We start from the raw sequence: 13,466 nt of genomic DNA, 5'->3' as shown, positions 1-13,466 counted from the left end.
GGTGGGAAAATGAGACGAAATAAAAGCCTGATCGCAGTAACACTGGCGGGCATCATGGCAGTAACGGCATTTCCTGCATTTGCGGCGCCTACAGGACCTGGAGCCACCCCGGAGCCGGACAGCTATGACGCTGAGACCCGCGCGAGGTTGGACGACAACACTCTGGAATATGATGAGATCGCCAACCGGGTACACGAGTACAATCCGGACATGTCCAGGGCGTGGGACAGCTATATGGATTCTAAAGAGGATTATAAAAATATCCTTACAGAGCTGGAGAGCCGGTATCCGGGCATCAAGGATACGGCGGACGGCTATGTGACCGCCGGAAAGCTGACTGGAAACGACGTTCTGGTCAAGACCGGACAGGGACTCGACAGCGCCTATAAGAGCACGATGCAGTCCATGCGCGATACCGTGAACTCATGGGATAACAACAGAAGCAACACAAGACAGCTCAAAAAAGCAGAAAAGCAGATCACGTCGGGCGCCCAGCAGGCCTACATCGGTTATGAGACCATGCGGAAGAATATCACGACCCTGGAAAAGATGGTAGAGCTCTACGAGCGCCAGAGCGCCGCAGTACAGCGACAGGTGGAACATGGGCTGGGCACCCAGAAGGATCTTTTAAGCGCCCGTTCAAGCCTGCTCTCGGCACAGTCCCAGTTGTCCTCCCTGCAAAGCCAGATGGACAGCACCAGGCGGACTCTTTGCCTGCTGTTGGGCTATGACCCGGACAGTGATCCGGTGATCGCCCCGGTGCCGGAGTTTGACATGGACCGTCTTGCGGGCATGAACTTAGAGCAGGATACCACAAAGGCCATCGGCAACAACTATACGCTGATCGACCAGCGCAGTTCCGGCGGGAACCAGAATACCAATGCCCAGACAGAGAACCGCTTAAAGGCGATCGACGAGGGTGACCAGAAGCTGACCATCGAGATGAACCGCCTGTACCAGGATGTGATGGATAAAAAGGCGGCCTATGACGCGGCGGTGACCGGGTTTACGGCGGCGCAGGCGAGCTATGACGCGGCGGGCCGGCAGTTTCAGGAGGGCCTTACGTCGGAAGTCCAGTATATCGGTCAGCAGCTTGCATACTACAAGAAGCTGGCAGAGAAGGAGTCGGCTAACTTAAGCCTCCTTCAGGCGATGGAGACCTATGACTGGGCAGTTGACGGTCAGGCGACTGTAGAGTAACCGGCTTTAAAACAACGGAAGGAAACAATTTAAAACGGATTTCAACATCAGGGCGGTTATCCTCCAGTGCGAGGTAATCGTCCTGATTCAGTGTTTCCTGAAGAACCTGCCTGCTTTCTTCCGGCACCTCCGTGCAGGCGGCGTCTACAAAGCAGAAACGCGGGTAGAGGACACACCACCAGTTATGCCCCTTTCCCTTGCCGAGGATAATGCGGGCAGCGTCATAGTTTCCGCAGGGAATCACCATCCGGTCGTAGGCGCGGGTGGGGAAATAGCAGTTTGTCAGCTCCAGCCTTGCCTGATAGTCAAATCCGTTCCGGGCAAGATAATCATTGGCTGTGCTCTCGATCGCAGCCCGGTGGTCTTCCATGTATTGGATCGTCTCGGCCTTGCCGGATGACGCGCTCAAATGTTCCTGCATATAATCCAGTATCAGGCTGCGCACCTCCAGCTTGATCTCCTGGTCGGCATTTTTGTCGCTGTTGGCGAGGATGTGGAACCGCAGGATAGACGGAGCCAGCCGTGCAGCCAGCGCCTCCTGCCGTGAACGGACATTGCCGAAAAATAATAGCAGCGCCAGCAGGAAGAACGCCAGGCAGAGCGTGAGATTGTGGTAAATGCTGTTTCTGGTTGGTTTCATATATGTTTCCCCCATAAATGTGTTCTTTTTATGTTTGTAATTATTGCCAGATGTGATATAATTAATCGGAAATTTTAAGATTTTCCAGGAAAGCACGATCTGCAATGAAAAAGCCACAAATTCAGTATTGTGGGCAAAATGTGCCATATATAATGATAGAAAGTATTTTATAATAATCCAGCGCGTGAAGGCGCTTGCGGGAGGAGATCATGGATAATAGAAAGATGGATAACAGGGAGACAGAGAGTAAGGTGACCGGCAGGAAAAAAATAGCGGTCCTGTTCGGCGGGCAGTCGTCCGAGCATATTGTATCCTGTATGTCAGCAGCGAACGTCACAGCCCAGATCGACACAGAGCGTTACGAGCTGGTCCTGATCGGTATAACGGAAGAGGGCCACTGGGTCAAAGCAGAGTCTGTGGAGGATATAAAGTCCGGCGCATGGCGGGAGAGCCGTGTGGAGGCGGTGATCTCACCGGATGCCACGAAGAAATGCGTGATCTTCACGGAGGATGAAAAGATCTGGGAGGAGCAGATTGACGTGGCGTTCCCTGTGCTCCATGGGCTTTACGGGGAGGACGGCACCGTCCAGGGACTGTTTGAGCTGGCGCAGATCCCTTATGTGGGCTGCGGCGTTCTGGCATCAGCAGTGTCCATGGATAAGCTGTACACAAAGATCATTGTGGATGATCTGGGCATCCGTCAGGCGGACTATGTGCCGGTCATGAGCTGGAGGATGAAAAAGGATATGGAGGCGGTGGTGAAGCAGGTGGAGGATAAATTCGCCTATCCCGTGTTCGTTAAGCCGTCCAATGCCGGTTCCTCCAGAGGCGTGAGCAAGGCGGAGAATAGGGAGGAACTGGTCGCAGGCCTTTGGGAAGCGGCCCGTCACGACCGAAAGATCCTGGTGGAAGAGACCATCGTCGGACATGAGATCGAATGTGCGGTGCTGGGCGGCGGGCAGAAGCCGGTTCAGTCCTCCGGCGTGGGTGAGATCCTGGCTGCGGCTGAGTTCTATGATTTTGAGGCAAAGTATTATAATGAGGAGTCCCGCACGGTGCTGGACCCGGAGCTTCCAGGCGGTGCGGCAGCCCGCGTGCGCAGGGCGGCGGAGCAGATCTTCAACGCGGTGGACGGCTATGGTTTGGCTCGCGTGGATTTCTTTGTGAAACAGGACGGAGAAGTGGTGTTCAATGAGATCAACACCCTGCCGGGCTTTACGGCGATCAGCATGTATCCGATGCTGTGGGAGGCCGCCGGGATTCCCAAAAAGGAATTGATCAATCGGCTGATCGAGCTGGCGTTTGAGCGGTAAAGGAGTCAGGATGGATAGCATGGATAGCACAGAAAAAGCAGAAAATATGCAGGCAACGGCAGCCCTGTCCCGTCCGGACCGGAACGCCCCGGTAGGGGTTTTTGATTCCGGCGTGGGCGGACTGACTGTGGCGCGGGAGATCATGCGGCAGATCCCGGAGGAGCGCATCATCTATTTTGGAGATACGGCGCGGGTGCCTTATGGGAGCAAATCAAAGGACACGGTCCTCCGCTATTCCCGGCAGATCATCCGCTTTCTGCGCACCCAGGGGGTGAAGGCCATCGTCATCGCCTGCAACACGGCAAGCGCCTACGCCCTGGATACGGTGGCGGCGGAGGCGGATATCCCGATCATCGGGGTGATCAATGCGGGCGCCCGCACGGCAGTGGGAGCCACCCGCAACGGCAGGATCGGTGTGATCGGCACGGAGGGGACCATCGGCAGCGGCATTTACACCGATGTGATGAAGCGGATGCGGCCGGATATTGAGGTGACCGGCAAGCCGTGCCCGCTCTTTGTACCGTTAGTGGAGGAAGGGCTTCTGCACGATTCGGTGACGGATGAGATCGCCTCCCGGTATTTAAGCGAGCTGAAGGGCAGATACATTGATACGATGGTGCTGGGCTGCACCCATTACCCGCTTCTGCGCTCCACCCTGCGGCGGCTGATGGGGGAGGATGTGACGTTAGTAAACCCGGCGTACGAGACGGCCATCGAACTGAAGGCGCTTTTAAAGGAGCAGGGACTCAACCGGGATCCGCAGGCCACGTTTGAGGGTGAGAAATACCGGTTTTTCGTCAGCGATCTGGCGGAGAAATTCACCGATTTCGCCACGTCGATCCTGCCGGGCGAGGTGAAGGAGACACGGAAGATTGATATTGAGAACTATTAGAATTGAGGAATGAGTTTATATGACAAGAGACGTTCTGATAAGAATCAGCGGACTCCAGGCCATGGATGGAGAGAATGATAATGTAGAAGTGATCACCACCGGAGATTATTTTCTAAAAAACGGCAGGCACTATGTGATCTACGATGAGGTGATGGAGGGCTTTGAGGGCAATATCCGCAACATGCTCAAGATCTCCCCGGACAAGCTGGATGTCCGCAAGAATGGCGCGGCCAATGCCCATATGGTATTTGAGCAGGACCGGAAGAACCTGACCCGCTATGTGACTCCCATGGGAGAGATGATCGTGGAGGTCAGTACCAACCGGATTCTGTTGGATGAGCAGGAGGACAGCCTGAAGGTGTCGGTGGACTATTCGCTTGACATCAACTACAGCCATGTATCGGACTGCAATATCACGGTGGATGTGTGTTCCAGGGAGAATGCAAGGCTGGAACTGCAGTCCTGATCATAGAAGCTGTGACGGAGGGGAGCAGGATAATGGAATTACCATTTCAGATAGATTTAGCCGGACAGGCCGCAGTAGTGACCGGTGGAAGCGGCGTGATCGGCGGTGTCTTCTGCCGGGCGCTGGCGGCGTGCGGAGCGAAGGTGGCGGTCCTTGGAAGAACAGTTGAAAATGCAGAACCAGTAGTGTGGGAGATCACGGCGAATGGCGGTGAAGCTATGGCCGTGGCAGCCGACGTGCTTGATAAGGCCAGTCTTTTGCGTGCCAGAGAGATCATTCTGGATCGCTGGGGAAAGATCAATATTCTGGTAAACTGCGCAGGCGGCGCGGTGAAGGGCGCCACAATTCCACAGGATCAGTATGCGGATCTTGAAGCGATGGAGGATGGTACTCAGAGCTTTTTCAACGTGGACGCAGAGTTGATGCACAAAGAATTTGACCTTAATATTTACGGTACGATCCTTCCAACCCAGATCTTTGCGGAATGCATGGTGGGGCAGGAGAATGCCAATGTTATCAACATATCCAGTATGGGAGCCTACCATCCCATGACCCGGATACCGGGTTATGCAGGGGCGAAAGCTGCGGTCAGCAACTTTACGGAGTGGGCGGCCACTTATTTTGCCAAAAGCGGCGTGCGGGTCAATGCCATTGCGCCGGGGTTCTTTCAGACGCCCCAGAACCGCAGCCTCCAGTTCAACCCGGACGGCACGCCCAGCGCCCGGAGCGCCAAGATCTTAAGCAGCACGCCCATGGGACGTTACGGCGTCCCGGAGGAGCTGGTGGGGGCGTTATTATTTCTTGTCAGCCCCAAGGGAAGCGCTTTTGTTACTGGGATAACCCTGCCGGTGGATGGGGGATTCCACTGTTATCTGGGAGTGTGATCAGTCGGGTTGGATGGCAATATGGTGTGTGGAAGTACCTTCGTTCAGCAGAGGTACTTCCATGACCAGGCTGTGTCCCTCCAGATATATGGTAAACCGTTCGCCAGCCACACGATCTTGAAATTCCTGGTCTATGGGGTCCGCGTCCCCTGTCAGATAGAGCTTGTAACCGTCCTGAGTCTCATACAGATAAAACCAACAGAAGCTGCCGTCATCCAACTTCAGGCCGACGCCATCATCAAAGGGCAGAGTTATTCTTTCACCGGCCTGCAGCCGCTCGCCCAGGATTTCCTGATAAGCATCCGACAGGTGGAGCATGTCAAAACTTCCAGAACCCTCGCTAAAATATCTTGTTTCTACCGTGAAACATTTTCCCGTTGTTTTTGATCGCAGAGTGTATATTGCATTACAGGAATCGATCACATTTTTATCTGCCAGTTCCAGTATATCTTCATACTTCGCTTCATAGTGAGGGATAATATATCCTTCATTGTAAACCTTAGATCCCCAGTCGTGATGAAAAACATAACCGGAACCGTTGACAAACAGGTTCCAGGCAAAATAGCTGCATAGGCTTATAAGCAGCAGGAGCAGAGGGGGCAAAAATGTTTTCCAGCGGATGCTCCTGTGGCGGAATATGGAAAATACGGCAAGTATCACGGCCGCAGGGGGAAAGAGGAAGATGGCGGCAAGGATAAAGAGCAGTAGTAACAGGAAAATGGATCCTATCAGTACGGCAGCTCCGGTGTGCAGCAATTGACCTATGCTTTGTAACGTAAAAATACCGTCTGCGCTGCTGGCAGATGGGGAGGCGCTGCCAGGAACCGCCGACATTCCAAAAAGCGAGCCTGCGCATAGCAGTATGAGAATGAGGCATACGAGGCAAACCAGTATAATCAGCAATTTGCGTTTGCGTTTCATGGGCAAAGGTCCTCCTGTCTGACCTGTCTAAAAGAGCATTGTTTCTTCATTGGAATTCTTTCATATACTTCTTGTCATTTTACCATATCCCCATAGAAATATCTACGCGTATCTCGTGAATTGCAGGGAGCCTCGCAGCTGAAAAACATCTCGAAATGTAATATTGTTACATTTTAAAAGAAATATAAAATAAAGCTTGTAATTTCATTACATTTGTGATATGATACAAATATAAGCGCTTATCCAACAAAAATATGTGAAAAATGTTCAAAGGAGGTATCATATGCAGGAGATTTCTGTACTGGTCATTTTACTATTGATTGTATACACCGTGATCGCGGTGACTGACCAGATTTCAATTCAGTGTGGTATTTACACCCCGCTTTTTGCGGCAACCTTTACGGGGCTTTTACTGGGGGATCTAAAAGTGGGCCTTACGGTTGGAGCTACCTTACAGCTTATGACCCTGGGCGTGGCGACCTATGGCGGGGCTACGGTCCCGGATTATCTGTCAGGAGCGATCATGGGTACGGCATATGCGATCATTTCCGGGCAGGGCGCGGAGTACGGTATTGGCCTGGCTATCCCGATCGGCCTTCTGCTGACCCAGATGGATATCCTGGGCAGGATGAGCAACTCCTTCTTCCAGCATTATGCAGACCGCTGTGCAGAGAAGGGAGACTGGCGCGGCGTGGAGAAAGCGAATCTTCTGGGCCTGATCCCGTGGGTGCTTTCCCGTGTGATCCCGGTGGCTTTGGGCCTGATCTTCGGTCAGGTAGTTGTAGAGGGTATCAATGCGGTCATCCCTGCATGGTTTATGACCGGATTAAAGACCGCAGGAGCGATCCTCCCGGCCATGGGTATGGCGATCCTGATGCGTTACCTGCCTCTTAAGAAATACTATCCGTATTTTATCATCGGCTTCGTGCTGATCGCATTTGGCGGCGGCAACTATACGGTGATGGCGGCGGCACTGGTGGGACTTGCACTGGCAGCCCTCCATTTGAGCAGGACAAAAGACAGACCGGCTATGGCAGCCGCAGGCGCTGCGATGACAGATGACGAGGAGGTGGAGATCGATGGGTAATCAGGATAAGAAGACACTCACGAAGCAGGATATCAATAAAGTTTACTTCCGCAACCTGTTTGCATTACAGTTTGGATGGAACTATGAAAAGATGCAGGGCCTGGGCTACGCATATATCATTATGCCGGTCTTAAGACGGCTCTACGGCGATGACTCGGAGAAGATGAAAAAGGCGCTGAAGATGCATCTGGCATATTTCAACACAACTCCGGCCATGTCTCATCTGATCGTCGGCGCGGATATGGCATTGGAGGAGGAGCTGGGCCTGGAGTCTGAGGAAGTGGTCATGGGCATCAAAACCGGCCTTATGGGACCGTTTGCAGGTGTGGGCGATACGCTGTTCATCGCGATCTACCGTGCGATCGTATTTTCCATCTCCGCTTACATAGCACTCCAGGGGAACCCGGTTGGGCTTCTGATCCCGCTGATCACCTGTGCAGGCGTGCTCTGGGCGCGTTACAAGTTCACTTTTATCGGCTACAATTCCGGGCGGAAGCTTGCCACTGGTTTTGCGGACAGCATTGCACCGATCACCGAGGCAGCCAGCATCCTGGGCCTGACTGTGGTGGGAGCGCTGATCCCGTCTGTGATCAATTATAAGACCAACCTGCAGTTCGCCTTTGGCGAAGTGACCTTTGCGCTGCAGGATATGCTGGATAAGATCCTTCCGTCCCTGCTTCCTCTGGGCATCGTGATGCTGTCCTACTGGCTGCTGGGCAAGAAAAAGGTGAATTCTACCAGGCTGATCTTCATCCTGATCGCCCTTGGCATGGTGCTCGGCAACCTGCAGGCCATGCTGACAGCACTTGCAGGCTTGTTTTAAAGGGAGGTTTACGGTATGATAGGGATAATAGTAACTGGACACGGGCAGTTTGCCACGGGACTGGTCAGTGCGCTGAAGCTGCTGGCCGGTGAGCCGGAGGCTCTGCTGGCGGTAGACTTTGAGGCAGGGGACGATATCGGGCGGCTGGAGGAGAAGCTGAAGGCCGCCATAGAAAGCCTCGGCGGCGAAGCCTGTGAGGGAATCCTGGTGATGACAGACCTGCGCGGAGGATCCCCCTTTAACGTAGCATCACGTCTTTCCATGGAAAATCCTGAAGTAGAAGTACTGACCGGCACCAACTTGGGAATGCTGGTGGAAGCATATATGGCCCGTCAGATGGCCCCGGACGTGAAAACGCTGGCTGTTTCCACGGCGGCTTCGGGGAAGGATCAGGTCGGATATTTTGAAAAAGAGCTGGTGGGTTCCGCGGACGATGAGGATGAGATCGAGCTGGATTAGGCAAATGAGCAGCGGTTTAGATGAGGAGGAACAGAGAATGGCAATAGTACATGCAAGAGTAGATGAGCGCCTGATCCACGGTCAGGTGGCGATGGTCTGGACCAACACGGTGGGGGCAACCCGTATTGTTGTGGTGAACGACGCGGCTGTAAAGGACGAGATGATCATTGCGGGCCTTAAGATGGCAAAGCCGGCGGGAGTGAAGTTGTCCATCCTCTCCAAAAAGAGGGCGGTGGAGAAGTTCGCGGAGAAGGCCTACGAGGGAGAAAATGTATTCCTGATCACAAAAAACGTTGGGGATATGGCGGAGCTGGTTGCCGCCGGGATGGAGATCCCGTCTGTGAATGTAGGCAATGTGGCGCAGCGGGAAGGCTCTAAACAGATCAAAAAATCCGTCAATTTAACGGAGCAGGATATTGTGGAGATCAAGGATATCATCGCGAAGGGGATTCCGGTTACGGCACAGATGATCCCCAATGAATCGGATCAGTCCATTTTGAACTATCTGGCTTAAGGCCAGGAATGCCCGGTAGGGGCGATCAGGCAGAAACGTGCAGAAATTAGCCGGGTAACCGGTGAAGAACAGACAGGAAAGACGAGGAGACTTCATGGAAAATATCAAGCTGGAAATCCGGGAAAAGTACAATAATATGAGCAAGGCGGAGAAAAGGATCTCGGATTTTGTCCTTGCCAATGTATCGGACTGTCTTGGGATGACAGCGGTGGATATTGCAAAAAACAGCGAGGTTTCCTCGGCGTCGATCATCCGCTATGTGCAGAAGCTGGGATTCGACGGGCTGGAGGGATTTAAGCTGGCCCTGGCTGCCGCCAATTCCCAGGACAATGACTGGAATATGGTAGATCCGATCATTTCTAAGAATGACAGCCTGGAGCTTTTATGCAGTAAGATGGAAAATCTGGTGGAAGGGGCGCTAAAGGATCTGTTCTACCAGTTGGATTATCAGGAACTGGGTCGGGCGATCCGGGCGGTTAAGGGAGCCAGACGGATCTATCTTTTGGGGATCGGCGCATCCATGCTGCCTGCGTATGACCTGTTTCACAAGCTGAAACGGGCGGATTATGACGCCAGCTATTATTTTGATTTAAATATGATGGTGGAATTTCTCCATTATATTGATGAACGGGATGTGATTATCGCATTTTCCTACAGCGGACAGTCCAAGGAGGTTTTATATCCATGCAGGATTGCCCGGAAGAACCATGCGACCATCATTGCTGTGACCCGGAATGGGGAGTCGCCTATACGGGAGCTGGCGGATATTCCCCTGCTGGTCCCGAATAAGGAAGCGGTGATGCGGATCGGCGCATTTACATCAGTGCATACGTCGATCATTATGGGGGACCTTCTCTATATGGGGGTGATCCAGGAGGCTCTGGAGGAGACAGAGGTAAACCTGATGAAGACCAGGAAGCTCGTTGAGGGCCTCAAGACGAAGGATGGTTTCTGACAGGAGGGTGCGGGAAAAGAGGAGAATATAGGATGGTAAATATAGACGGTCTTACGACAGAGACAGTCAACGAGGCTACAAAAGAGATTGACCGGCTGGATTCCCTTGGGATCGTGACGCTGATCAATCAGGAGGATAAAAAGGTTGCTGAGGCGGTGGAAAAGGAACTGCCCCAGGTTGCCAGGGCAGTGGACGCCATAGCGGAGCGGTTTGCAAAAGGCGGGCGGATCATTTACTGCGGAGCAGGTTCTTCTGGGAGAATGGGGACACTGGATGCGGTGGAGCTGACGCCGACCTACAGCGTGCCGCCGGAGCGGGCATTTGGGCTTCTGGCTGGCGGAGAGCAGGCCATGTACAAGGCGGTGGAAGGCGCTGAGGACTCCAGAGAGCTGGCGGTGGAGGATTTAAAAAGAGCCGGCGTGACTGCGGACGACTGTGTGATCGGCATTGCCGCCAGCGGACGCACCCCGTACACTGCGGCTGCGCTTGAGTACGGCAACCAGGTGGGGGCGCTGACCATTTCCGTGACCTGCAACAGCGGCAGTGAGATGGCAAAGCTTGCACAGATCTCCATTGCACCGGTAGTCGGAGCTGAGGCGATCAGCGGTTCCACCCGCATGAAAGCGGGAACCGCACAGAAGATGATCGTCAACATGCTGTCCACAGCAACCATGGTGAAGCTGGGCAAGGTCTATCAGAACTACATGGTGCACGTGCAGCCGACCAATGAAAAGCTGGTGGTACGCGCGGCCAATATGATCGCCGAGATCACCGGAGCGGACCGGGAGACGGCGATGGAGATGCTTGAAAAAGCACAGATGAAGGTGCCGGAGGCGATCATTATGCTGGAAGGCGGTTGTACCTTAGAGGAAGCGGCGAAAGCGCTGGCTGAAACGAAGGGGAATGTGCGGGATGCGATCGGCATTGTGAAACAGTAAGAAAGCATGCGGGGAAGCCGGCAGGTGTGCGGCACGGAAACGTGCAGAGACAGGCACCGTGGTAATCGCCGGTGCAGTTATGAGGAATGATAAAATGAGCGACACGTGGAATGATACCGTGGAGCAGATGCGGGAATACCTGGACAGTATGGTGGAAACCGGAATACTGTGCGGGTATTCCTGCGCCTGGGCCACAAAAGAGAGCCGTCAGCTTGCATGCGGCGGATATCAGGGCGTAATGGAGCCTTACGCTTCCCGCCCGGTCCTGCCGGGCATGTACTATGATCTGGCGTCCCTGACCAAGGTGGTGGGGACTTCCAGCCGGGTCTTACAGCTTGTGGAGGCGGGGAAGCTGTCCATGGATACTCCGGTAAAGGATATTCTGGAACGATTTGCGTACCCGCAGATTACGGTGGGCAGTCTGCTGCTGCATAACAGCGGCCTGGCAGCGGAGGTGGCGGGAAAAGAGACCCTGACAAGGGAGAATATTCTGGACCGGGTTTATGAAACCTGCCCGGTACAGGACCCAGGATCGGGTTTTTTGTATTCAGATACGGGATTTATCCTGCTGGGATTGATCATACAGAAGTTAGATGAAATGTCCCTGGAGGAGAGCTTTCAGAAATACGTATTTGGCCCGCTTCACATGCTTCACACCTCTTACCGGACGGATCGGGCAAAGGAATGGTATATCCCGACGGAGGTGCGCCCGGACCGCGGCTGTGTCTGCGGGGAGGTTCATGACGGGAAAGCATATCTACTGGGGGAGAGCGGGAGCGCCGGTTTGTTTTCTGCGCTGGAGGATATGACAGCGTTTGCAGACGCTTATTTGAGAAGGTCAGAGAAGCTTTTTACAGCGCGGATGTATGAGCGGCTGTGCACGGAAAGCTCCTTCGGGCGGACCTGTGGATGGAGCTGCGAATACGGTCCCGGTACCCTGTATCATACAGGGTTTACAGGGACTTCCATGCTGCTGGATCTAAACCGTGACCGGGCCTTTGTGCTCTTGACCAACCGGGTCCATCCAACCAGGGAGAATCCGGGGTTTTTGGAGGGGCGGAAGGTTTTAAACGAAGTGTTTATGGGATAAAACGACCGTCAGGCCTGGATTTTCATACTTTGCAGCGGCGGGCGGGGATAGAAGTGACATCACTTTTACTCCCCGCCCGTTGTCTGTTTCCACAGAACAACCGACACTTCAAATGATGCGTCGAATCTGATCATGAGGCAGGAGAGATCGTAGCTATCCATGCGGGAACAAAAAGCGGCTATAAGTTTGCCGGATGGACTTCCTCCATTCATTCCTTACGCGGGCGCAGGGCAGCCAAAGGGCGGCTGGTTCTACTTTGATGAAAACGGAACGATGAAAAACGGCTGGTTCCTTGATGCGGACGGCTATGAAGTCAACGAGGCGGGCGAGTAGATCGTGGATGGAGTGGTGCAGACGAGATAAAATATTTCTTGCCATGCCCGAGGCCATATATTATAATAAAAGTACGAATAGAATGACTGCCGCTGCCGCATCGGAAAGGCAGAACTATGGCAGAGAATAAAGCGTTTTATCAGTTACAGTTTCGGGATGCATTTATGTTTGCAGCTACGATGGAGGATGAAGAGATCTGTCGTGGAGTGCTGGAGCGGGTGATGGGGATCCCGATCCGAATGGTAAAGGTTGTGGGAGAGGCAACTTTGCTTGTCAATCCGGACTACAGGGGAGTGCGCCTGGATGTCTATGCGGATGATGAGAAGGGATCGGTCTATAACGTAGAGATGCAGACCACGGATAAGAAGAACCTTCCCAAACGGAGCCGTTTCTACCAGGGACAGATGGACATGGTGGAGCTGAAGCCGGGGATGGATTTCAACGAGCTTCCTAAGAGTTTTGTCATTTTTATCTGTACGTTTGATCCTTTTGGACATGGACTGTACCGTTACACCTGTATGAACCGGTGCAGCGAGACCGGAGAAGAACTCGGCGATGAGGCCTATAAGGTGTTTCTAAGCACGAAGGGGCAGAATGACGCTGAGGAAGCTCCGGAGTTGATTCGTTTTCTGAAGTATGTGGACGGCATGTCCACAGCGGAAGAGAGCCAGTCGGATGAACTGATCCAAAGGATTGAGACCAGGATAACGGAGATCAAGCAGAGCCGCGGAATGGAGGTAAGATACATGCTGTTCAGTGAGATGCTTAGCGATGAGCGGAAGGAAGGCAGACAGGAAGGCCGCGATAACCTCTTTCGGCTCATGGATCTGATGGAGGCTAACGGAGAAGCAGATAAGATCCCGCTTCTTCGCAAAGATGCCGGATTCCTTCAGGAGATGTTTGAGAAGTATCATATAGAGGCGTGATGAGTCAGGCTTCGCTGCCGCCGGT

General features: G+C 53.4%; 16 protein-coding genes. 14 read left to right on the top strand and 2 right to left on the bottom strand.

The features are described 5' to 3' along the window. Window positions 1-9: 9 nt before the first annotated feature. Window positions 10-1,200 (top strand): TolC family protein, encoded by a 1,191-nt coding sequence (locus AB1I67_RS00335; RefSeq protein ID WP_367027831.1) that lies wholly within the window; start codon window positions 10-12, stop codon window positions 1,198-1,200. On the opposite strand, the gene AB1I67_RS00330 is transcribed toward AB1I67_RS00335, so the two are convergent. Next, entirely contained in the window at window positions 1,130-1,840 is a 711-nt protein-coding gene (locus AB1I67_RS00330) for a stage II sporulation protein R (RefSeq protein ID WP_367027830.1), read from the bottom strand. The genes AB1I67_RS00335 and AB1I67_RS00330 overlap by 71 nt on opposite strands. A 209-nt stretch (window positions 1,841-2,049) precedes the next feature. Between AB1I67_RS00330 and AB1I67_RS00325 the strand changes: the two genes are divergently transcribed. Genes AB1I67_RS00325 through AB1I67_RS00310 form a run of 4 tightly spaced genes read left to right on the top strand, consistent with a single transcriptional unit; the run spans window position 2,050 to window position 5,395 of the window. Beyond that, window positions 2,050-3,153: a D-alanine--D-alanine ligase family protein gene (locus AB1I67_RS00325; RefSeq protein WP_367027829.1), complete on the top strand. Its 1,104-nt coding sequence runs from the start codon at window positions 2,050-2,052 to the stop codon at window positions 3,151-3,153. 19 nt (window positions 3,154-3,172) lie between these two features. Then, window positions 3,173-4,045, top strand: coding sequence for a glutamate racemase (gene murI / locus AB1I67_RS00320; RefSeq protein ID WP_367027828.1), 873 nt, complete (start codon window positions 3,173-3,175; stop codon window positions 4,043-4,045). Between the two features lie 19 nt (window positions 4,046-4,064). Next, on the top strand, window positions 4,065-4,511 hold the full coding sequence (locus AB1I67_RS00315; protein ID WP_367027827.1) for a DUF1934 domain-containing protein: 447 nt from the start codon (window positions 4,065-4,067) through the stop codon (window positions 4,509-4,511). Between the two features lie 32 nt (window positions 4,512-4,543). Next, a complete protein-coding gene (locus AB1I67_RS00310) occupies window positions 4,544-5,395 on the top strand; it encodes an SDR family oxidoreductase (RefSeq protein WP_367027826.1) in 852 nt (283 codons plus the stop codon). Here AB1I67_RS00310 and AB1I67_RS00305 read toward each other — a convergent pair whose 3' ends face one another. Next, window positions 5,396-6,316 (bottom strand): hypothetical protein, encoded by a 921-nt coding sequence (locus AB1I67_RS00305; RefSeq protein ID WP_367027825.1) that lies wholly within the window; start codon window positions 6,314-6,316, stop codon window positions 5,396-5,398. Between the two features lie 283 nt (window positions 6,317-6,599). Between AB1I67_RS00305 and AB1I67_RS00300 the strand changes: the two genes are divergently transcribed. From AB1I67_RS00300 to AB1I67_RS00260, 9 genes are all read left to right on the top strand, one after another. Then, window positions 6,600-7,403, top strand: coding sequence for a PTS sugar transporter subunit IIC (locus AB1I67_RS00300; protein WP_367027824.1), 804 nt, complete (start codon window positions 6,600-6,602; stop codon window positions 7,401-7,403). After that, window positions 7,396-8,226, top strand: a complete 831-nt coding sequence (locus AB1I67_RS00295; protein ID WP_367027823.1) for a PTS system mannose/fructose/sorbose family transporter subunit IID — start codon at window positions 7,396-7,398, stop codon at window positions 8,224-8,226. Before AB1I67_RS00300 ends, AB1I67_RS00295 begins: the two co-directional genes overlap by 8 nt. Before the next feature lie 15 nt (window positions 8,227-8,241). Continuing rightward, on the top strand, window positions 8,242-8,685 hold the full coding sequence (locus AB1I67_RS00290) for a PTS sugar transporter subunit IIA (RefSeq protein WP_367027822.1): 444 nt from the start codon (window positions 8,242-8,244) through the stop codon (window positions 8,683-8,685). A gap of 37 nt (window positions 8,686-8,722) precedes the next feature. Further along, the gene (locus AB1I67_RS00285) at window positions 8,723-9,199 is read left to right on the top strand and encodes a PTS sugar transporter subunit IIB (RefSeq protein ID WP_367027821.1); all 477 of its coding nucleotides are present in this window, start codon (window positions 8,723-8,725) and stop codon (window positions 9,197-9,199) included. A gap of 94 nt (window positions 9,200-9,293) precedes the next feature. After that, the gene (locus tag AB1I67_RS00280; RefSeq protein ID WP_367027820.1) at window positions 9,294-10,154 is read left to right on the top strand and encodes a MurR/RpiR family transcriptional regulator; all 861 of its coding nucleotides are present in this window, start codon (window positions 9,294-9,296) and stop codon (window positions 10,152-10,154) included. 32 nt (window positions 10,155-10,186) lie between these two features. Then, window positions 10,187-11,092, top strand: a complete 906-nt coding sequence (murQ, locus tag AB1I67_RS00275) for an N-acetylmuramic acid 6-phosphate etherase (RefSeq protein WP_367027819.1) — start codon at window positions 10,187-10,189, stop codon at window positions 11,090-11,092. A 94-nt stretch (window positions 11,093-11,186) separates the two neighbouring features. Continuing rightward, window positions 11,187-12,182 carry a serine hydrolase domain-containing protein gene (locus AB1I67_RS00270; protein ID WP_367027818.1) on the top strand — a complete coding sequence of 332 codons (996 nt, stop codon included), beginning with the start codon at window positions 11,187-11,189 and terminating at the stop codon, window positions 12,180-12,182. A 159-nt stretch (window positions 12,183-12,341) separates the two neighbouring features. Continuing rightward, a complete protein-coding gene (locus tag AB1I67_RS00265; RefSeq protein WP_367027817.1) occupies window positions 12,342-12,515 on the top strand; it encodes a hypothetical protein in 174 nt (57 codons plus the stop codon). A gap of 116 nt (window positions 12,516-12,631) precedes the next feature. After that, a complete protein-coding gene (locus AB1I67_RS00260; RefSeq protein ID WP_367027816.1) occupies window positions 12,632-13,441 on the top strand; it encodes an Rpn family recombination-promoting nuclease/putative transposase in 810 nt (269 codons plus the stop codon). The last annotated feature ends 25 nt before the right edge of the window (window positions 13,442-13,466 follow it).

The sequence above is a fragment of the Clostridium sp. AN503 genome (genome assembly GCF_040719375.1).
GTDB lineage: Bacteria > Bacillota > Clostridia > Lachnospirales > Lachnospiraceae > Brotaphodocola.
This window is presented reverse-complemented; position numbering and strand designations above follow the sequence as displayed.

Excerpts from the sequence above, each read along its gene's own strand:
- AB1I67_RS00335 (WP_367027831.1), top strand. The coding sequence starts at position 10 with ATGAGACGAAATAAAAGCCTGATCGCAGTAACACTGGCGGGCATCATG.
- AB1I67_RS00330 (WP_367027830.1), bottom strand. The coding sequence starts at position 1,840 with ATGAAACCAACCAGAAACAGCATTTACCACAATCTCACGCTCTGCCTG.
- AB1I67_RS00325 (WP_367027829.1), top strand. The coding sequence starts at position 2,050 with ATGGATAATAGAAAGATGGATAACAGGGAGACAGAGAGTAAGGTGACC.
- murI (WP_367027828.1), top strand. The coding sequence starts at position 3,173 with ATGGATAGCACAGAAAAAGCAGAAAATATGCAGGCAACGGCAGCCCTG.
- AB1I67_RS00315 (WP_367027827.1), top strand. The coding sequence starts at position 4,065 with ATGACAAGAGACGTTCTGATAAGAATCAGCGGACTCCAGGCCATGGAT.
- AB1I67_RS00310 (WP_367027826.1), top strand. The coding sequence starts at position 4,544 with ATGGAATTACCATTTCAGATAGATTTAGCCGGACAGGCCGCAGTAGTG.
- AB1I67_RS00305 (WP_367027825.1), bottom strand. The coding sequence starts at position 6,316 with ATGAAACGCAAACGCAAATTGCTGATTATACTGGTTTGCCTCGTATGC.
- AB1I67_RS00300 (WP_367027824.1), top strand. The coding sequence starts at position 6,600 with ATGCAGGAGATTTCTGTACTGGTCATTTTACTATTGATTGTATACACC.
- AB1I67_RS00295 (WP_367027823.1), top strand. The coding sequence starts at position 7,396 with ATGGGTAATCAGGATAAGAAGACACTCACGAAGCAGGATATCAATAAA.
- AB1I67_RS00290 (WP_367027822.1), top strand. The coding sequence starts at position 8,242 with ATGATAGGGATAATAGTAACTGGACACGGGCAGTTTGCCACGGGACTG.
- AB1I67_RS00285 (WP_367027821.1), top strand. The coding sequence starts at position 8,723 with ATGGCAATAGTACATGCAAGAGTAGATGAGCGCCTGATCCACGGTCAG.
- AB1I67_RS00280 (WP_367027820.1), top strand. The coding sequence starts at position 9,294 with ATGGAAAATATCAAGCTGGAAATCCGGGAAAAGTACAATAATATGAGC.
- murQ (WP_367027819.1), top strand. The coding sequence starts at position 10,187 with ATGGTAAATATAGACGGTCTTACGACAGAGACAGTCAACGAGGCTACA.
- AB1I67_RS00270 (WP_367027818.1), top strand. The coding sequence starts at position 11,187 with ATGAGCGACACGTGGAATGATACCGTGGAGCAGATGCGGGAATACCTG.
- AB1I67_RS00265 (WP_367027817.1), top strand. The coding sequence starts at position 12,342 with ATGCGGGAACAAAAAGCGGCTATAAGTTTGCCGGATGGACTTCCTCCA.
- AB1I67_RS00260 (WP_367027816.1), top strand. The coding sequence starts at position 12,632 with ATGGCAGAGAATAAAGCGTTTTATCAGTTACAGTTTCGGGATGCATTT.